Consider the following 18,657-nt stretch of genomic DNA (forward strand, 5'->3'; position numbering starts at 1 on the left):
GATGTTTTTAATAACCTCATCACTAATCCCCAATCACTCCCAATGACTACTAAAATGAGTCTTGTAACCGCCCCATTTACAAAGCGGGGAAGAGGAGATAAATAACGGATAATTATGGGTAAGCAGCGCGTTTTGTCGGGAGTTCAACCAACTGGTAACTTACACTTAGGTAACTATTTAGGTGCGATTCGTAACTGGGTAGAAATTCAAGACCAGTATGAAAATTTCTTTTGTGTGGTAGATTTACACGCTATCACTGTACCGCATAATCCCGCCACTTTAGCGGCTGATACTTACAAGATTGCTGCTTTATATTTAGCCTGTGGTATTGATTTACAACACTCTCATATCTTTGTTCAGTCCCACGTTTCCGCACACAGTGAACTCACTTGGTTGCTAAATTGCATTACCCCCCTGAACTGGTTGCAGGATATGATTCAGTTTAAGGAAAAAGCCCTTAAACAAGGGGAAAATGTCGGTGTTGGTTTGTTAGATTATCCTGTCCTCATGGCGGCAGATATTCTCCTTTATCAAGCTGATAAAGTGCCAGTGGGTGAAGACCAAAAGCAACATTTAGAACTAACACGGGATATTGTTAATCGGTTTAATCACCAATTTGCCAAAAAAGCACCTGTATTAAAATTACCAGATCCTTTAATTAGAAAGGAAGGTGCAAGGGTGATGAGTTTGACAGATGGGACAAGGAAAATGTCAAAATCAGATCCTTCAGAATTAAGCCGAATTAATATTTTAGACTCACCAGAGGAGATTACTAAGAAGATTAAACGCTGTAAAACTGATTTGGTGAAGGGTTTAACCTTTGATGATTCAGAACGCCCAGAATGCCATAATTTATTGACGCTGTATACGCTGCTGGCTGGAAAAACTAAGGAAGAGGTAGCGGTTGAATGTGCAGATATGGGTTGGGGACAGTTCAAACCTTTATTGACAGAAACGGCGATTCATGCTTTAAAGCCAATTCAGGACAAATATCAGGAGGTAATGGCGGATAAGGGTTATTTAGAGTCAGTGTTGCGGGATGGTGGGGAGAAAGCCAGAGCGATCGCTAACTCTACTCTAGCAGATGTGAAAGCAGCTTTGGGTTTCACTGTTCCATAGATAGATCCCCGACTTCTTCAAGAAGTCGGGGATCTGAGTGAGTAATATATAACTAAGGTTTAGTCTTTAATGTGTAATTCGTTTTACTCTTTAAGAAAACCTCAAGATAAATTTGAACTATGCCGGATACTTATAGCTTTAGTGCTTTTAACAACTTCCGCACAGCCGCCCAAAAGGGTGACTTTTTAATTACCGCCGAAGTTGCACCTCCCAAGGGCGGAGATCCTACCCATACCATCGAAATGGCAGCGACTCTTAAGGGAAGGGTTCATGCTGTCAATATTACTGATGGTAGCCGTGCCGTAATGCGGATGTCTTCGTTGGTAGCGTCGGTGATTTTATTGCAAAATGGCATTGAGCCGATTTGTCAGTTTGCTTGCCGCGATCGCAATAGAATTGGATTACAAGCAGATTTAATGGGCGCTCATGCTTTGGGTATCCGCAACATTTTAGCTTTAACTGGCGACCCTGTAAAAGCCGGTGATCATCCTCAAGCAAAAGCTGTTTTTGATTTGGAAGCTGTGCGACTATTGCAGTTAATTAGAAACATGAATCAGGGTTTTGATTTTAATGAAAAACCCCTCACTGATGGTGCATTAGATTTATTTGCAGGTGCAGCAGTAGATCCTCAATCGAAAAGTTGGTCAGGTTTACAAAGTCGCTTTGAAAAGAAAATAGCAGCCGGGGCGCAATTTTTTCAAAGTCAATTAATTACTGATTTTGACATACTAGAAAAGTTCATGAATAAAATTGCCTGTGGTTACAATAAACCAATTTTGGCAGGAATTTTTCTCTTGAAATCGGCAAAAAATGCCCAGTTTATTAATAAGGCTGTTCCCGGTGTAAATATTCCTGAACACATTATTGAGAGATTAGCAAAAGCGAAACATCCCCTCGAAGAAGGCATGAAAATTGCCGCCGAACAAGTGCAAATTGCGCAGGAATTGTGTCAGGGTGTGCATATTATGGCGGTGAAACGGGAAGATTTGATTGCACCGATTTTGGATTTAGCGGGGGTAGAGAAGGTTAGTTAGATGGAAATGCGATCGTATTCAGTTAGGTGCGATCGCTTTACATCCTAATTTTGCTAAACTAGAATAAACCTCACATCAGCAGGAGGACATAATGACTTTTACAACTGATGTCCAGGAAGATCCAAACTTACGCCCTTACCCAGAAACCTATCTTCCAGATCATACCCAACTACCAGAATCTAACGGTACTTTTGTAAAAAATTTCCAGGCACATCCTCAAAGTATTTTACTAACCGATTCTATCAAGCCTGTATTACAAAAACATCATCCAGATGGGCAATATATCATAGGTCAAAATAGTGCTATTTATTGGCGAATTACCGAACCGCCAGAAATTGGCGCACTAGCTCCAGACTGGTTTTATATACCCAATGTCCCACCTTTACTAGATGGTAAAATCCGACGTTCTTATGTGCGTTGGTTAGAATATATTTCGCCATTAGTTGCCTTGGAATTTGTTTCTGGGAATGGTTCAGAAGAGCGAGATAAAACGCCTTGGAAAGGTAAATTTTGGATTTATGAACAGGTAATTAAACCCGCTTTTTATGGTATTTACGAAGCGAATAAAGCCAGTATAGAAGTTTATGAATTAGTGGGTGGACAATATCAGTTATTACCAGCAAATGAACGAGGACATTATCCGATTGCACCTATGGGTGTGGAGTTGGGTTTATGGCAAGGAGAATATCAGAATGCAGAATTACCTTGGTTGCGGTGGTGGGATTTGCAAGGTAATTTATTATTGAGTGGTGATGAAAGAGCCGAACAGGAAACACAAAGGGCAAATCGCTTAACTGCACAATTACGGGCTTTGGGAATTGAACCGGAAGCGTAATATTAAATTAAATGTAATGGTGACGATTTTGGATTTAAAGGGAGTAGAGACAGATGATCGATCATCCTTTTACCACCAAATAAGCTATCAGACTAATAAACTTCATCATGATTACCAATATCAAGTAAAACAATCACTTCTTCTGTATTATTTTCATCAATTTCTAAAGTAAACAAAATTCGACAGTCGTAACCACAAGAACAAGCTTTTATTCCTAATAATTTTCCTTGTAATGAATGAGTGCTTAATTGAGAAGCAAAAACATCTTCTTGCATTAGTTCTAATGTTTGAATAATTTTTGTCTCAAGTTGAGGATCACGCTTAACAAATTTGCGAAATGCTCGTTTAAATTTAGGCGTTAAAACTAATTCTCTCATTAATCTTCTGTTAAACTTGCTTGTAATTCAACAATAATACTCTCCATAGATTGAGGTTTTAACTCTCCTTTGTGAAAGGCTGAAATCGCTTTTTTTGCATCTTCAGCAATTTCTTCACGACGAGATTCAATCATTTGATTTTTAATAATTTCTAATAACATTTCTTTTTGTTCAAGAGGAAGTTGATTAACAGTTAAAATTGCCTCTTCTAATGTCACCATAATCTAGTTTCTCTTAATTGACTTTCTTTAAATAGATTATAACTTAATTCAGGAAAAAGAGACATAGGACACCAACCCTACAGCAAATTGCTTGACTACACGGTGACGTACTTTGAGAATTGAACCGGAAGCGTAATATTATTGGGATTTTGGGTTGAAAATACTATTACACCTATCTTTGGATTTGGCGGGTGTGAAAAATCTAAACTAGCTGCTTTGATATTTATACTTATTGAATATTTTTCAATCCTTGACAAGTTATACTTTATTTTAAAGCTTATTTATTCAGAATTACTGAGCAATACCTAACTGATAAAAAACAATTACTAATGTCAAACGCAATCTCTAATAGCAACTTCCTCACCGGAGTAAAACTTCAGCATACACTCTCCTGTCACAAAGAAATAAACATAATTGCATGGTCACCCGATGGCAAAATTATAGCTGCTGGCTATAACGACAAAATTATCAGACTTTGGGATGCACAGAAGGGAAAAGTAAGTCAAACACTTAAAGGACACTCAGCCGAAGTATATGGTTTGGCTTGGTCACCAAATGGACGGATGTTGGCTTCAGCTTCAGCAGATCAAACTATTAGGCTATGGGATTTAAAGACTAACAAATTGCATCGTCTTCTTAAAGGACATTCTGGTCAAGTCTGGAGTTTAGCATGGTCACCGGATGGACAGGTACTGGCTTCGGCTGGAGATGATGAAATAGTTAGACTTTGGGATGTTTGGACTGGGAGACCTCTTTGTCTGGAGATGGTAGCATTCGGGTTTGGCATTCTGACACATGGGATATAGTAGCAGTTATTAAAGAAGATGGAAGTGCAATTTCTGGTCTAGCATTTCATCCACAAAAGTCTATACTAGCTTCAGTTTGTGAACAAAATATGGCTATTCGTGTCTGGGATATAGAAGTTAATTTTCTTTTCTGTAAAATACAAAATCAAAATGATAATAGTGGAAAAGAACTTGGCATTACTGATAAAACAGAATTATCTTATGAATCTCGGATAACCTCAGATTTACATCATGATATAGAAGAGAAAAAGGACTTTATTTCTGATGTTAATTACCCCAACATTTTAAATAAAGATGATGAAATCTTAATCTATACTTCAGATTTATCTTATTCTCAAGAAGTATTATCATCTCTAACTATAGAAAAAGCTTGTACTAATGAAAGTATAAACCCAATCAATGAAAATGATACTATTCAGGACAATCAATCAGCTAAATTACTAGAAAATTTACTGCAAATTCCACCAGGAAGAGAACATTGGCGGCAATATGAAGATATTTGTATTAAAATCTTCAATTATGTATTTATTCCTCCCTTGCTTTCGCCAAAAATTCAATCCAAATCAGAAGATGGCCTTGATAGGTTAGATGCTATCTATCCTATATCAAGTGGTGATCCAATTTGGGGTAGAATACAAATTCAATTTAAGACTAGGTATGTTGTAACAGAATTTAAAAATTATGTAAATCCTCCTGATCAAAAAGCTGTAGAGTCACTATCTCAATATTTATATATTCCTGGGTTACGTTCATTTGGTATTCTATGTAGTCGAAAAAAAGCAAGTGATTCAGCCTTAAAAGCAAGACGTAGAGCTTGGCTTGATGCTAATAAGTTAATAGTTATGCTGTGCGATCAAGATATGCAAGAAATATTAAGTCTTAAAGCTAATAATCAGAATCCAGCACAAGTAATTGATAGTCAAATTGATGATTTTTTCATGCAGCTATGTCCATAATTCATTCCTTATACTCCTTTTCCACAGCTAAATATTGCGGCACATCCATGAGTTCTTGAAAATCCTGAAAATTCATCAAACCAGATAAATTATCAGTCCTTCCCTGTTCCTTCAAATGACGAAAACAAACACTCATTACCTCAGTTACAGCCATGAGTGCAGTCAGAGGAAAAAAGACAATTTTAAACCCCAAATTTTGCAATTCAGTAGGAGAAATAGCCGGAGTTTTCCCACCTTCAACAATATTTGCTACCAATGGCACATCAGGAAAAGCAGCGGCTATAATTTCCAACTCTGTCACAGATTGGGGAGCTTCCACAAACAAGACATCTGCACCAGCATTGATGTATGATTGACCACGACTAATAGCTTCCTCCAACCCCAAAGGCGCACGGGCATCAGTTCGGGCTATAATGACCAAACCGCTATCACCACGCGCTTCCACCGCAGCCCGGATTTTTCCCGCGTGTTCAGTCAGAGAAATCACCCGTTTACCTGCAAAATGTCCGCATTTCTTCGGCCATTCTTGGTCTTCTAAAATTATCCCAGCTACACCCAACTGCACCGCATCTTTAACACTCCGCATCACATTTAAAGCATTACCGTAACCCGTATCACAATCAGCAATTAAAGGTATATTAATTGACTGAGCTATTCTCCCGACAGTATACAAATTTTCTGTAGCAGTGAGAAAACCATAGTCAGGTAAACCCAAAGTAGAAGCAGCAATCCCAAAACCACTGGTAGCAGCAACATCAAAACCCGCCTTTTCTACCAATTTTGCACTCAAACAGTCATAAACACCAGGAATAACAATAATTTCGGGACTTGCCAGTAATTCGCGCAGTTTTTGAGCAGCAGACATACAAATAACTATAAATGGACTATTTTGAGAATACAATAAATACTGTAAAAACGTTTTCGGAAACTTATAGTATTTCTTCCTTTGCGCCTTTGCGCCTTTGCGAGAGATAAAATTTAAATTAATCACAAATGAGTAAACCAATAGAAGTCCGCAACCCCCGCACAGGTAAATTTGATTATGTCATCGTTCCTCCTCCACCAAAATTACTTTCCCAGCAATGTCACCGTCTGCGGAGAGGACAAATTATATGGCAAAAATTAGGAATTGAAGGCAGAATTGCCGCTTTAAAAGCATGGAAACAAGCTATATTATCAGACCGAACACAATTAATAGAAGCTTTAGTTAGTGATACGGGAAGATTATCAACATCAGTGACAGAAGTAGATTCTTTTATTTCTAGTATTGATAAATGGTGTAATTTAGCTCCACAATTAATACAAGGGACAGCAAAAAATACATCTATTCCTTTTATTGCTTTACAACAAATGGCTGTTCCTTATCCTCTAGTTGGCGTAATTAGTCCTTGGAATTTCCCCCTATTGTTATCTACAATTGATACAACTCCGGCGTTACTAGCGGGTTGTGCCGTAATAGTTAAACCTAGTGAAATCACTCCCCGATTTGTTGCTCCTTTGATGACTACAATCAATACAATTCCTCAATTGCGTGATGTCTTAAACTTTGTTGAAGGAGCAGGACAAACAGGAGCATATTTAATAGAGGATGTAGATTTAATTTGTTTTACAGGTAGTGTAGAAACTGGGCGGTTAGTAGCAGAAGCAGCAGCCCAAAAATTTATTCCTGCTTTCTTAGAATTAGGTGGAAAAGACCCAGCTATTGTTTTAGAATCAGCAGATTTAGATTTAGCAACTTCAGCCATTTTATGGGGTTCTGTTGTAAATTCTGGACAGTCCTGTTTATCAATTGAAAGAATTTATGTCGCTGAATCTATCTTTGAAGAATTTTATCATCAATTAGTCACTAAAGCCCATGAATTGAAATTGGCATATCCAACTATTGACAATGGCGAAATTGGTCCAATTATTTGTGAAAAACAAGCGGCTATTATTAATGATCATCTGCAAGATGCTGTTGCCAAAGGGGCAGTAATTCACTGTGGTGGTAAATTAGAAGAATTAGGTGGAGGTTGGTGGTGTCGTCCTACGGTTATGACTGAAGTTGATCATTCTATGAAAGTCATGACTGAGGAAACATTTGGTCCAATTATGCCGGTTATGCCTTTTGCTAATATAGAAGAAGCGATAAATTTAGCTAATGATTCTATTTATGGATTAAGTGCTGCTATATTTTCTGAATCAGAAGAGTTAGCGTTAGAAATTGGTATGCAAATAGATGTAGGTGCTATTAGTATTAATGATGCAGGTTTAACAGCTATGATGCACGAAGGAGAGAAAAACGCCTTTAAATTTTCTGGTTTGGGAGGTTCACGCATGGGTAAATCTGCTTTTAAACGCTTTATGCGAAAAAAAGCTTTTTTGATTAAAACTAACATTGATAAAGACCCTTGGTGGTTTAATAATGAAGACTAGGGATATGGAAACTGGGTAAAAGTTTTCCCAATTACCAATTACCAATTACCAATTACCAATTACCAATTACCAATTACCAAATTATCTTATATCTAATATTCGTTTAGAAATGCCTGTTTTATCTCGTCATGAGGGTGAGTGGTTAGGAAATTATACAGTAGTTGATGATTCAAGCATTATTTTGTGGTTTGGTTATAAAGAATTTCCATATTTATACTTATATGAAATGATTCAGATCAGTCATGACAATAATCATCGCGCTCGCACTTGGCACTGGTTTAAAAATCATCAAATTTACCAACGGACATTAATTCAAGAAGAAAGGGTAAAATAGTAATTTTGTGGTTAATTTCCCATTTATTAAGGTAAAAACATGACTAAATCTGACAAAATTAACTTTTCTACTCCTAGCGGGTTTCCCGAGTTTCTGCCTAGCGAAAAGCGTCTTGAAGTATATTTACTAGATATTATTCGTCAGGTTTTTGAAAGTTATGGTTTTACACCCATTGAAACCCCAGCAGTGGAAAGGTTAGAAGTTCTACAAGCTAAAGGTAATCAAGGTGACAATATTATTTATGGTATTGAGCCAATTTTACCACCAAATCGCCAAGCAGAAAAGGATAAGTCTGGAGAAACTGGTTCAGAAGCTAGGGCTTTAAAATTTGATCAAACTGTTCCTTTTGCTGCTTATATTGCGCGTCACTTAAATGAATTAAGTTTTCCCTTTGCTCGTTATCAAATGGATATGGTGTTTCGGGGTGAACGGGCAAAGGATGGAAGGTTTCGGCAGTTTCGACAATGTGATATTGATGTAGTTGCTCGTGGTAAATTGAGTTTACTTTATGATGCCCAAATGCCGGCAATTATCACGGAGATCTTTGAAAAGATTAATATTGGCGATTTTGTGATTCGCATTAATAACCGCAAAATTCTAACAGGGTTTTTCCAATCTGTAGGAGTTGCTGAGAACCAAATTAAAACCTGTATTAGTATTATTGATAATTTGGAGAAAATTGGCGAAGCTAAAGTCAAACAAGAGTTAGAGAAAGAAGAGATTTCTTCAGAACAAACGGAGAAAATTATTGAGTTTGTGAAAATTGATGGCAGCATTGATGATGTTTTAGATAAACTCAAACACCTAGCTCAAAGTTTGCCAGATGCAGAACAATTTAATTTAGGAGTGAATGAATTAGAAACTGTAATTAATGGAGTTAGAAATTTAGGAGTTGCTGATAAACGTTTCTGTATTGATTTATCTATTGCTCGTGGTTTAAATTATTATACTGGAACTGTTTACGAAACTACTTTATTAGGTCATGCAGCTTTGGGGAGTATTTGTTCTGGTGGTAGATATGAAGAATTAGTGGGAATGTTTATCGGTGAAAAAATGCCCGGTGTGGGTATTTCTATTGGTTTAACTCGGTTAATTAGCAGGTTATTAAAAGCGGGTATTCTGAATACTTTATCTGCTACACCTACTCAAGTTGTAGTAGTAAATATGCAAGAGGATTTAATGCCTGTTTATTTACAAGTATCTCAACAGTTACGGCAAGCGGGAATTAATGTTGTGACTAACTTTGAAAAACGCCCTTTAGGTAAACAATTTCAAGCCGCAGATAAACAGGGAATTAGATTTTGTGTAATTATTGGTGCTGATGAAGCAGCAGCACAAAAATCATCTTTAAAGGATTTACAAAGTGGTGAACAAATAGAAGTAGCTTTGGCAGATTTACCGGAGGAAGTTAAACGCAGACTGGGATAATTTTGATTATACTAAAAGGAATAAATAGATGAATACACAATCGCAACGCACTTTAAATGTCGCTAATCAGGCATTTGGGTATTTTGTACAAGGTTTAGAAACTGGTAATTGGCAAGCATTTTTAGATATGCTGACAGATGATTTTACTTTTTGGTTTCCTATGGGAAAATTTCATGGGTTAAATGTAGGTAAAAAACGAGCAAAGGAGTTTTTAATGTATAAATAAACCCCTCTCCAAACCTCTCCCCGCGTCGGGGAGAGGCTTTGAAACCCCCCTTCCCTGGTAGGGAAGGAGTCCGGGGGGTTAGGTTTACAGCAAAGATAATCAAAACAAAAATTCCGGGAATCACCCAAAAGATGCTTTTTCCTAATCTTAACCATGCCCAGAAACTGTAGCATCCAGAGATTTCTGCGAATGCTGCAATTACAGCAAATTGTCATCAAACCTGGAACAAGAACCCCACCCCCAACCCCCTCCCCGCAAGCGATGAGGGGGCTAGGATGTACCTTATATGATTGGAAATCGCTGTAGGAGAAAAATCAGACTGGATATGTTCACGCTGGAACTACAAATTTTTCACTTCCGGCTAAATCAAAAGCTGAGTGAATAACTTGTAATGCTTTGACACCTTCATCCTGTCCGACAACACAACTAATTTTAATTTCTGAAGTAGCAATCATTTGAATGTTGATGTGATTTTTAGCTAAAGCTGTAAACATTTTGGCGGCTATGCCTGGTTGTCCTACCATCCCAGAACCAACGATACTAACTTTAGCGATCGCCTGATCTAATACTACCTCACCCCAATCAAACTCTTTGGCAACTGCTTTTAATTTCTGTTGAGCGTTTTCTGCATCCATTCTCGCCACAGTAAAGGCAATATCTCTTCCGGGAACACCATTTACTATTCGACAACGTTGGGATTGAATAATCATATCCACACTGATGTTGTGTTGCCCTAAAAATCCAAACAATTTGGCAGCCATACCCGGATGATTTGGTACTTGCCGAATCGCAATTCGGGCTTGGTTCATGTCTAAAGCGACACCACGCACAGCCGGGGCTTTAGTCGCAGCCGAGGAGAGAGAAGTAGAAGAAGAGTTGATTTCAAAAGTATGACACAAAGCAGCTATAGCGCGATCGCAATCCCCAATATCCACAACACAACTCACCTTAACTTCACTGGTAGAAATCATCTGAATATTCACACCAGCTTCCGCCAAAGTTGTAAACATCTGCGCTGCTACCCCCGGACGACCTATCATTCCCGCCCCGACAATACTCACTTTGGCGGTATCTTTTTCTACCATCACTTCCGCTTCATCTGAACTATGCTGACTTTTAAATATCGGTGCTATAGCCAATGATACTGCTTCCGCCCGTTTTAATATTGAAGTATTTACTGTAAAAGCAATGTCATTAGTATTACCTTCATGAATAGACTGAATAATTAAATCCACATCAACATTTTCCTGGGAAATTTGCCCAAATAACTGGGCTGCTATCCCTGGTCTATCAGGAACACGCAATAAAGCCACCTTTGCCTGTTGAATATCAAACTCTACAGCATCCACCGGCCGTGCCAATTCTAAATTCACTAACGCCCGATCTTGCCTAGACGGCGTTGTTACCCAAGTTCCGGGCTGATCCGTCCAACTTGACCGTACCACCAAGGGAACGCCATAATTACGGGCAATTTCCACAGCCCGGGGATGTAATACCTTCGCCCCTAAACTAGCCAATTCCAGCATTTCATCACTCGTGATTTCTGTCAATAATTGGGCTTCAGGAACAAGACGCGGATCTGTAGTTAAAATTCCCGGAACATCTGTATAAATTTCACAAAAATCTGCCCCGATAGCAGCGGCTATGGCGACTGCGGAAGTGTCAGAACCACCACGTCCCAAAGTAGTAATTTCTAATTCTTCTGTACTGCTAATTCCTTGAAATCCGGCAACCACAACCACTTTACCGCCATTTATTTGCCGCATTAAGCGTTCAGTTTCAATATGTAAAATCCGAGCGCGGCTGTGTTCTGCTTCGGTAACAATGCCTACCTGAGCGCCAGTCATGGAAATTGCTGGTTGACCAATTTCCTGCAATGCCATACTCAGTAAAGCAATGGTAACTTGCTCTCCTGTGGAAAGCAGCATATCCATTTCCCGACGACTAGGAGTTTTAGAGATGTCATTAGCTAGTTTAACTAAGCCATCAGTGGTTTTACCCATTGCCGAAACCACTACGACAACAGAGTTTCCAGCTTTGACAGTTTTTTCAACCCGCGTTGCTACAGCTTGAATCCGTTCGACTGAACCAACAGATGTACCACCGTATTTTTGAACTATAAGCGCCATAAAATTCTCTTTAATCACTTGTTTTGCCACAGTCAGGATTGTCACGACTATGAAAAACCCTAAAAGTGCCAGTTTAGATTACCAAAAAAAATACACCCGTTAGCAATTTCGGACTTTGATTTTAATCACAAATTAACCATTTACAGGATTACCCGGTAAAGTCCCCAGGGCATAGGGCTTTAAAGCTCGGTTAATGTCTTCATAGAGGAGTCGCCGAGAAGCCCACACTCACCTGAAAGGGAGTGTTGAAAGGGAGTGTGTGGAGTATGTCACTTGGGGTAATCCAGCTTTCGTAAGTTGGCTCATTGATTAAAGAATCTCAGTGTCTTTAGACCTAAGAGCGTCAAATGAATTATCTTAACCAATTTATACATATTTTTTGTTTATTGTAGTTAAGAATAAGAAAGTATTTATTTAGATATAAATACTAACCCGCTCAAACATGGCAAAATAATACCACTTATTCCTAGCAGACTGTTTATTTACATGACACTGCTAGGATATTTTATCGAATAGGAGTCAGGAGTTCAGGAGTCAGGAGGAAGAAAATTATTTACCAGTTCCCTGTTCCCTGTTCCCTCTCTCAACGAGTGAATTTAATTTTGTCCGACTACTTAAAATTAAATGTTTAAATTAAACTTAAACGGCTTTTGCTGTATTCTTAATGTTTTCTTAACTATTTAATATCAAAATTAATACCAGGATGTAATTCCCTAAGTAAGTATTTCTGAAAACTTAAGAGGCAGTATGGCTTTTTTATCCACCATTTTGAATCGTGTTGTTGCCACTTCAGTCATAACCGGGGCTGTTGCACTGAGTCCAATGTTGAGTGCGATCGCTCAAGCTCAAACTTTAAACGGTGCTGGAGCAACCTTTCCCGCTCCTTTGTACGAACGTTATGCTCGTGAAATTAGAAAGAAGCACCCCGAATTGAAAGTTAACTACCAAGCTATTGGTAGTGGTGGTGGTATTCGTCAAACCATTGCGGGAACAGTTGACTTTGGTGGTAGTGATGCAGCGATGAAAGATGATGAAATCGCTAAAGTTAAGAATGGTGTGATCTTAGTACCCACTGCTGGTGGTGCCGTTTCCGTTGTTTATAATTTACCTGGTGTCAACAAATTGAGATTATCTCGTACCACATTACCAGCAATTTTCTCTGGACAAATTAAAAACTGGAATGATCCAAAAATTAAAGGGGATAACCCCGGTGCAAATCTACCAAATAGTCCAATTAAATTTGTAGTTCGCGCTGATGGTAGTGGTACAACATTTATTTTCACCAACCATTTAAGTTCTATTAATGGTTATTTCAAAGGTAGAGTTGGAGCTAATACCGCTCCCAAATGGAATTTACCAAACGTTCTCAAAGGTAAAGGTAATCCTGGAGTAGCAGCTTTAGTGAGAAGCACCCCTGGATCTATTGGTTATGTTGAATATGACTACGCTACTAAAAACAAACTAAATTCAGCGGAAGTCCAAAATAAGAAAGGACAATTTGTCGCTCCTTCTTTAGCATCTGCGAACTCAGCCTTATCAACAGTAAGATTCCCTGATAACTACCGCGTATTTATCGGCGATCCAGGACAAGGTTATCCCATCGTTGGTTTGACTTGGATGATGATTTACAAACAGTATTCCACTCCTGCTAAAGCAGAAGCTGTGAAAAAATGGATTAACTGGGTACTCAAAGACGGTCAACAGTATAATGATGACCTCAACTACACCAAAATTCCTGGTGATGTTGTCAACCGTGTTTTACAAACAGTAAATAGCACCGTTAAGTAATTTTTATGTGAGCATTCAGCCGTTATTTATCAGGTTTCAATATGGAAATGTAGGTAATTAAAGCTTGCTTTTACTTGCTTGACTATTTCATTTTTTGGCTGGGTTATGACGGCTGGACGCTTATATCTAATGGATCAGATTTCATAAACTTTTTATTGATCATGGCTAATTCATCTGAATCTCAGAATAATTCACTAAGCTTAAGTGATGGAAATATTGATTTAACATCCACAGGTGGCGTTAATTTCTGGTTTGATAAAGGATTTACATGGCTAGTGTATGTTTTCGCTGGAATTACTGTAGCCATCCTCTTTGTTATGACCTGGGTGATTTTCAAGCAAGCAGAACCAGCTATTGGTAAATTTGGTTTGGGCTTTTTATGGGGTCAAGATTGGGATACAGGGAATCAGATTTTCGGGGCATTACCTTATATTTATGGAACTTTAGTCAGTAGTGCGATCGCTGTTTTATTAACTATACCCGTAGGCATATCCATAGCCCTAGTCACCAGTGAAGATTTTTTACCAAATCCAGTCAAAAGCACCATAGCCTTTGTCATTGAATTAATCGCCGCTATTCCCAGCGTAATTATTGGTTTATGGGGCATTTTCATTTTTATTCCCGTCATCACACCCATAGAAAAATGGTTAGGTAGCACCTTCGGGTTTATCCCCCTATTTAACACACAAGACCCCGCCGGTAACAATATGTTAACAGCGGGCATTGTTCTCGCCATTATGACCTTACCCGCAATGGCAGCTATTTCTCGTGACGTTTTAATGGTTATTCCTAAAGAGTTACGTAGCTCATCTATGGCCTTAGGAGGAACTCGTTGGGAAACAGTTTTTCGGGTTTTATTACCAGCAGGATTTTCTGGGATGGTCAGTGCAACAATGCTATCTCTAGGCAGGGCATTAGGTGAAACAATGGCTGTGACAATGCTAATCGGTAACTCCGCCCAAATCAGCATATCCCTTCTAGATCCAGCATATAATATTCCCGCAGTCTTAGCCAATGAATTTGCCGAAGCTGAACCAGGCTTACATATTGGGGCATTAGGCTATTTAGGTCTAATTTTATTTGCCTTAACACTAGCTATAAATATTGCGGCTGTATTAATAGTCGAATGGGTTGGCAAAAAAAATAGATAAGTAGGGGCAAACCCCCCGTGGTTGCCCAGAGGCAAGGGGGAACAGGGAACAGGGAACAGGGAATAGGGAAATTTTACTTTTCGTTACATATTACTCTTGTGAGGAGCAGATCCGGGTCTACGGTTTTTTCCCGTTTATCTACTTAAGGGACTTCCAATTAAAAAAATACCCAAAAATTTCTTGTTGTGCGGGACGAAAAGCCCGCTAATCATCAAGGACGGGCAGGATGCCCATCCCACAGAATTGGGTAATTTATTTTTTGGTGTTCCCTAAGACAAATTTTTCAGCAAGCCCTACTTAAAAACAATTCAAAATCTAAAATCCAAAATCCAAAATTAACATGAGCGCTTATACAAATTCAGAAACAGATCAAGCCGCTGCGGCTTCATTATGTCAGCCCCTATCCACAGGTAGACAATTATTCACATACTCAATGACCGGGATTGCCTTTGGTCTGAGTGGTTTAGCACTGTTGCCATTATTATCCATATTGTGGGAAATCATGTCACGGGGGCTTTCTGGCCTCAGAGTAGAGATGTTATTTCATCCATTAATTGAAAATGGGTTTGCTAATGCTATTCTTGGTACTATACTTATGGTAAGTATCGGTGCATTACTAAGTATTCCTGTGGGGGTAATTACAGGAATTTTCTTAGCAGAATTTAGTCAAACCAACCCATTTACCCAGTATGTTCGGTTTATTACTAGCATTCTTACAGGTGTTCCCTCCATTATTGTAGGGATATTTGCTTATGGTGTGATTGTTTTATTAACTAAGGGATTTAGCGCGATCGCTGGGGGGTTTGCTTTAGCTGTAATTATGCTACCAGTGATAGTATTAACAACAGAAGAGGCTTTAAAGCTAATTCCCGTTCCTCAACGTCTTGCATCCGCAGCATTAGGAGGAACTCGTTTTCAAACTACCTTTCGTGTTATTGTTAGTTCGGCAATCCCAGGGATTACTACGGGGATTTCCTTAGCTATAGCTCGAGCTTCTGGTGAAACAGCACCACTACTTTTTACCGCTTTATTTAGTCAAAATTGGTCCGATGGTTTATTCAGTCCTACTGCTTCCTTACCAGTATTGATTTTTAACCTGTATAACAATCCTGATCCAGCCGTAAATCAATTAGTATGGACAACCTCAATAATTCTCCTGACTTTAGTTTTGTTTTTCAGCTTGCTGTCTCGCGTAATTGCTAAGAAAAGATAAGGTCAACTAAAAAATTTTCTTTCCTACTTTAGTCAATCATGAGTAACTTAACTACTGCCATCCAAGTCAAGAATCTTAGCTTTTACTACGGAAACTATAAAGCTATTGAAGGAATATCATTAGATATCTATAAAAACCAAGTTACTGCATTAATTGGTCCTAGCGGTTGCGGTAAATCTACATTCATTAAAACCATTAATCGGATTAGTGAATTAGAAGGAAAAGTCAAAGTTGAAGGTCGGATAGAGTTTTTCGGTCAAAATATCTACGATCCAAAGATTAATATCAATCGTCTGCGTCGAGAAATTGGCATGGTATTCCAAAAACCCAATCCTTTTCCCATGAGCATTTATGAAAATGTGGCTTATGGTGTGAGAATTGCTGGTAAATCTCCAAAAGTAGTATTAGATGAAATTGTCGAATCTGCGCTTAAAGGTGCCGCTTTGTGGGATGAAGTCAAAGATAAACTTCATCAGTCTGCCACAGGTCTTTCCGGTGGACAACAACAACGTCTCTGTATTGCTAGGGCTTTGGCTGTTAAACCCAAGGTATTGCTAATGGATGAACCCTGTTCAGCCCTTGATCCAATTGCTACAATGAAAGTGGAAGAGTTAATTCACAAATTGCGAACGGAATTCACAATTGTGATTGTTACCCATAATATGCAGCAGGCAACTCGTGTTTCTGATTTTACTGCCTTTTTTAGTACCGATGAAAGTCGCATTGGTCAAATGGTGGAATTCGGGGAGACTAGTCAAATCTTTCGTAATCCTCTAGATACTCGGACTCATGACTATGTGTCTGGACGATTTGGTTAATAGGATTTTGGACTTCGACTTCGCTCAGTCGAACGATTTTGGATTTTAGACCAAAGCGACGTGATCCACCAAGGTTTAAAATAAGCTAGTGTGTGTCAAGTCTATGTACTAAAAAAATCCCCAATTCCTATGACTCATTCTACAGATGTTGCCACCTTAGCTCGCTGGATGGCGGCTGATTTTAGCAATCAAGCCCAGGTTTTTGAGAACCCGGCTTTTTTTGCACATATTCGTGTATGTATGCGTCCCCTCCATTGGGGGGTGTTATCAGGTGTAAGTTTGTTTGTAGAACAAGCTTATGACTATATGTTGAATAAGCCTTATCGGGTGCGGGTATTACATCTGACGACTGTGGGGGATAAAATCCATATTGAAAACTATACTGTCAAAGAAGAAAAAGATTTTTACGGCGCTTCCCGCGATTTACAAAGGTTGCAGACTTTAACGAGCGATCGCCTAGAACAACTCTGTGGCTGTAACATGATTGTAGAGTGGACTGGCACCAAGTTTAAAGGCACAGTCGAGCCTGGAAAGGGCTGCATTGTCATCCGTGACGGGCAAAGAACCTATTTAGATAGTGATTTTGAACTTGATGGTGAACAGTTCATCAGCCGCGACAGAGGGCGAAATCCTGACACCGATGAGCATATTTGGGGTTCTGTTGCTGGTCCATTTTACTTTGTGCGCTGGGCGAATTTTGCCGAAGAAGTGAAATTACATCCCTAATCTCCACCGGAGGACAGGCTTTGCGTCTGTCCAGCTAAGTAAAAAACATCAATCTTCAAAAAAAAATTCTCCTAGATGATGCAAATTCAAAAAAAGGGTGCTAACATTAGTAGTTGTGAGTGCGGCGACATAGCCAAGTGGTAAGGCAGAGGTCTGCAAAACCTCCATCCCCCGGTTCAAATCCGGGTGTCGCCTTTATATATATTGTCTGTATATTGTCTGAATCAGGATATCCAGGATTTAGGGATTGACAGGATGGTTTTTTCGTTTCGTTGATAGGGTTTCTGATAATCTGATTTTTATTAATTGTTTTGTTTAGCTATTTGCTAGAAATATAAAATCAAATATCCTGTTAATCCTATAATCTTGTAAATCCTGATATGGCTTGCGCCACGTTACGCTATCAGACGAGAATTAATTGAACTGACCGTGAAATACTATCAACAACATCCTAACGCCTTTCCTGTTCAATATCTCCAGGACTTGTGGGGAGAAATCCAAGCTTGTCCCTATTTTGCTATTAATAACCTCAACCGGGATTTTATTAATACTAAAGGCTTTTCTGTGGTATTTCAGCGTCAGGGTTTAGCAGAAGTTATTCAAAAATTCCCCTATTTCAAGCCTTATTTGGATTTGGCGCTTTTACCCAATTGTAATGCTTTTTATTTGAATCCTTTATTACTCAAAGCAGGTTCTCGCGTTGACCCCCATATTGATCGGTCTTTGCGTTCCTATTGTAAAACCGTTGAACCTCCTGTATTTGTAAGTGTTCTTTATGTGCGCGTACCAGAGGATATGGAGGGGGGTGAATTGGTGCTAAAATCGCAAAAACGCCAAGTTGGACAAGTTAAACCCCAAACCAATTCTTTAATTTACTTTCAGGGTGATTTAACTCATTCTGTGAATGCAGTGACGACTGTGGGAAATCGCTTAAGTCTTGTTTGTGAACAGTATTGTTTGAGTGAGGATGAACTTGAGGAAATACCACAGTTTACATTAGAATCTAGGGCTAATCAAGGGAATGGGAAAAAACAAAGGAAAACGTAATTTTATTAGCTTTCGTCTTTAATAGGATTTACGC

The 18,657-nt window shown here is 38.8% G+C and carries 19 protein-coding genes, 1 tRNA gene and 1 pseudogene; 16 read left to right on the forward strand and 5 right to left on the reverse strand.

From position 1 onward, the window contains the following. Positions 1-114: 114 nt before the first annotated feature. The 3 genes from trpS (at position 115) to CA730_RS20890 (ending at position 2,988) form a co-directional block, all read left to right on the forward strand. Positions 115-1,119: a tryptophan--tRNA ligase gene (trpS, locus tag CA730_RS20880; protein WP_096670206.1), complete on the forward strand. Its 1,005-nt coding sequence runs from the start codon at positions 115-117 to the stop codon at positions 1,117-1,119. A 119-nt stretch (positions 1,120-1,238) separates the two neighbouring features. After that, positions 1,239-2,153: a methylenetetrahydrofolate reductase gene (locus tag CA730_RS20885; protein WP_096670208.1), complete on the forward strand. Its 915-nt coding sequence runs from the start codon at positions 1,239-1,241 to the stop codon at positions 2,151-2,153. Positions 2,154-2,244: 91 nt separating this feature from the next. After that, a complete protein-coding gene (locus tag CA730_RS20890; protein WP_096670210.1) occupies positions 2,245-2,988 on the forward strand; it encodes a Uma2 family endonuclease in 744 nt (247 codons plus the stop codon). Between the two features lie 92 nt (positions 2,989-3,080). On the opposite strand, the gene CA730_RS20895 is transcribed toward CA730_RS20890, so the two are convergent. After that, a complete protein-coding gene (locus tag CA730_RS20895) occupies positions 3,081-3,365 on the reverse strand; it encodes a type II toxin-antitoxin system RelE/ParE family toxin (RefSeq protein ID WP_096670212.1) in 285 nt (94 codons plus the stop codon). Next, a complete protein-coding gene (locus CA730_RS20900) occupies positions 3,365-3,586 on the reverse strand; it encodes a hypothetical protein (RefSeq protein ID WP_096670214.1) in 222 nt (73 codons plus the stop codon). Before CA730_RS20900 ends, CA730_RS20895 begins: the two co-directional genes overlap by 1 nt. A gap of 329 nt (positions 3,587-3,915) precedes the next feature. Between CA730_RS20900 and CA730_RS20905 the strand changes: the two genes are divergently transcribed. Further along, positions 3,916-4,392: a WD40 repeat domain-containing protein gene (locus tag CA730_RS20905; RefSeq protein ID WP_096670216.1), complete on the forward strand. Its 477-nt coding sequence runs from the start codon at positions 3,916-3,918 to the stop codon at positions 4,390-4,392. Beyond that, complete coding sequence (locus CA730_RS20910) at positions 4,341-5,348, forward strand: WD40 repeat domain-containing protein (RefSeq protein ID WP_096670218.1); 1,008 nt, start codon at positions 4,341-4,343, stop codon at positions 5,346-5,348. The genes CA730_RS20905 and CA730_RS20910 overlap by 52 nt, the downstream gene beginning before the upstream one ends. 1 nt (position 5,349) lies before the next feature. Here CA730_RS20910 and CA730_RS20915 read toward each other — a convergent pair whose 3' ends face one another. After that, positions 5,350-6,213, reverse strand: coding sequence for an isocitrate lyase/PEP mutase family protein (locus tag CA730_RS20915; protein ID WP_096670220.1), 864 nt, complete (start codon positions 6,211-6,213; stop codon positions 5,350-5,352). Positions 6,214-6,341: 128 nt separating this feature from the next. Between CA730_RS20915 and CA730_RS20920 the strand changes: the two genes are divergently transcribed. From CA730_RS20920 to CA730_RS20935, 4 genes and pseudogenes are all read left to right on the forward strand, one after another. Beyond that, positions 6,342-7,763 carry an aldehyde dehydrogenase family protein gene (locus CA730_RS20920; protein WP_096670222.1) on the forward strand — a complete coding sequence of 474 codons (1,422 nt, stop codon included), beginning with the start codon at positions 6,342-6,344 and terminating at the stop codon, positions 7,761-7,763. Between the two features lie 88 nt (positions 7,764-7,851). Further along, a complete protein-coding gene (locus CA730_RS20925) occupies positions 7,852-8,097 on the forward strand; it encodes a hypothetical protein (RefSeq protein WP_096670224.1) in 246 nt (81 codons plus the stop codon). A gap of 39 nt (positions 8,098-8,136) precedes the next feature. Beyond that, on the forward strand, positions 8,137-9,525 hold the full coding sequence (gene hisS / locus CA730_RS20930) for a histidine--tRNA ligase (protein WP_096670226.1): 1,389 nt from the start codon (positions 8,137-8,139) through the stop codon (positions 9,523-9,525). A gap of 28 nt (positions 9,526-9,553) precedes the next feature. Further along, positions 9,554-9,745, forward strand: a pseudogene (locus CA730_RS20935) (nuclear transport factor 2 family protein); the annotation flags it as partial. Here CA730_RS20935 and CA730_RS20940 read toward each other — a convergent pair. Together CA730_RS20940 and CA730_RS20945 are read right to left on the reverse strand one after the other, a co-directional pair. Then, positions 9,684-9,950, reverse strand: coding sequence for a YnfA family protein (locus CA730_RS20940; RefSeq protein WP_096670228.1), 267 nt, complete (start codon positions 9,948-9,950; stop codon positions 9,684-9,686). The pseudogene CA730_RS20935 and the gene CA730_RS20940 sit on opposite strands and share 62 nt — an antisense overlap. A gap of 130 nt (positions 9,951-10,080) precedes the next feature. Then, complete coding sequence (locus CA730_RS20945) at positions 10,081-11,880, reverse strand: aspartate kinase (protein ID WP_096671702.1); 1,800 nt, start codon at positions 11,878-11,880, stop codon at positions 10,081-10,083. Positions 11,881-12,627: 747 nt separating this feature from the next. Between CA730_RS20945 and pstS the strand changes: the two genes are divergently transcribed. From pstS to CA730_RS20980, 7 genes are all read left to right on the forward strand, one after another. Further along, complete coding sequence (gene pstS / locus CA730_RS20950) at positions 12,628-13,668, forward strand: phosphate ABC transporter substrate-binding protein PstS (RefSeq protein WP_096670230.1); 1,041 nt, start codon at positions 12,628-12,630, stop codon at positions 13,666-13,668. Between the two features lie 161 nt (positions 13,669-13,829). Continuing rightward, complete coding sequence (gene pstC, locus CA730_RS20955; protein WP_096670232.1) at positions 13,830-14,819, forward strand: phosphate ABC transporter permease subunit PstC; 990 nt, start codon at positions 13,830-13,832, stop codon at positions 14,817-14,819. A gap of 340 nt (positions 14,820-15,159) precedes the next feature. Then, positions 15,160-16,032: a phosphate ABC transporter permease PstA gene (gene pstA / locus CA730_RS20960; RefSeq protein ID WP_096670234.1), complete on the forward strand. Its 873-nt coding sequence runs from the start codon at positions 15,160-15,162 to the stop codon at positions 16,030-16,032. Between the two features lie 38 nt (positions 16,033-16,070). After that, positions 16,071-16,850, forward strand: coding sequence for a phosphate ABC transporter ATP-binding protein PstB (gene pstB / locus CA730_RS20965; protein ID WP_096670236.1), 780 nt, complete (start codon positions 16,071-16,073; stop codon positions 16,848-16,850). 129 nt (positions 16,851-16,979) lie between these two features. Next, positions 16,980-17,576 (forward strand): chromophore lyase CpcT/CpeT, encoded by a 597-nt coding sequence (locus CA730_RS20970; protein WP_096670238.1) that lies wholly within the window; start codon positions 16,980-16,982, stop codon positions 17,574-17,576. 123 nt (positions 17,577-17,699) lie between these two features. Further along, a tRNA-Cys gene (locus CA730_RS20975) sits at positions 17,700-17,771 on the forward strand. A 234-nt stretch (positions 17,772-18,005) separates the two neighbouring features. Beyond that, on the forward strand, positions 18,006-18,623 hold the full coding sequence (locus CA730_RS20980) for a 2OG-Fe(II) oxygenase (RefSeq protein WP_096670240.1): 618 nt from the start codon (positions 18,006-18,008) through the stop codon (positions 18,621-18,623). Positions 18,624-18,657 lie beyond the last annotated feature (34 nt).

This window comes from Dolichospermum compactum NIES-806, from assembly GCF_002368115.1.
Lineage (GTDB): Bacteria > Cyanobacteriota > Cyanobacteriia > Cyanobacteriales > Nostocaceae > Dolichospermum > Dolichospermum compactum.

Bases quoted from the DNA above. Each gene is read 5' to 3' on its own strand.
- trpS (WP_096670206.1), top strand. From the start codon at position 115: ATGGGTAAGCAGCGCGTTTTGTCGGGAGTTCAACCAACTGGTAACTTA.
- CA730_RS20885 (WP_096670208.1), top strand. From the start codon at position 1,239: ATGCCGGATACTTATAGCTTTAGTGCTTTTAACAACTTCCGCACAGCC.
- CA730_RS20890 (WP_096670210.1), top strand. From the start codon at position 2,245: ATGACTTTTACAACTGATGTCCAGGAAGATCCAAACTTACGCCCTTAC.
- CA730_RS20895 (WP_096670212.1), bottom strand. From the start codon at position 3,365: ATGAGAGAATTAGTTTTAACGCCTAAATTTAAACGAGCATTTCGCAAA.
- CA730_RS20900 (WP_096670214.1), bottom strand. From the start codon at position 3,586: ATGGTGACATTAGAAGAGGCAATTTTAACTGTTAATCAACTTCCTCTT.
- CA730_RS20905 (WP_096670216.1), top strand. From the start codon at position 3,916: ATGTCAAACGCAATCTCTAATAGCAACTTCCTCACCGGAGTAAAACTT.
- CA730_RS20915 (WP_096670220.1), bottom strand. From the start codon at position 6,213: ATGTCTGCTGCTCAAAAACTGCGCGAATTACTGGCAAGTCCCGAAATT.
- CA730_RS20920 (WP_096670222.1), top strand. From the start codon at position 6,342: ATGAGTAAACCAATAGAAGTCCGCAACCCCCGCACAGGTAAATTTGAT.
- hisS (WP_096670226.1), top strand. From the start codon at position 8,137: ATGACTAAATCTGACAAAATTAACTTTTCTACTCCTAGCGGGTTTCCC.
- CA730_RS20945 (WP_096671702.1), bottom strand. From the start codon at position 11,880: ATGGCGCTTATAGTTCAAAAATACGGTGGTACATCTGTTGGTTCAGTC.
- pstS (WP_096670230.1), top strand. From the start codon at position 12,628: ATGGCTTTTTTATCCACCATTTTGAATCGTGTTGTTGCCACTTCAGTC.
- pstC (WP_096670232.1), top strand. From the start codon at position 13,830: ATGGCTAATTCATCTGAATCTCAGAATAATTCACTAAGCTTAAGTGAT.
- pstA (WP_096670234.1), top strand. From the start codon at position 15,160: ATGAGCGCTTATACAAATTCAGAAACAGATCAAGCCGCTGCGGCTTCA.
- pstB (WP_096670236.1), top strand. From the start codon at position 16,071: ATGAGTAACTTAACTACTGCCATCCAAGTCAAGAATCTTAGCTTTTAC.
- CA730_RS20970 (WP_096670238.1), top strand. From the start codon at position 16,980: ATGACTCATTCTACAGATGTTGCCACCTTAGCTCGCTGGATGGCGGCT.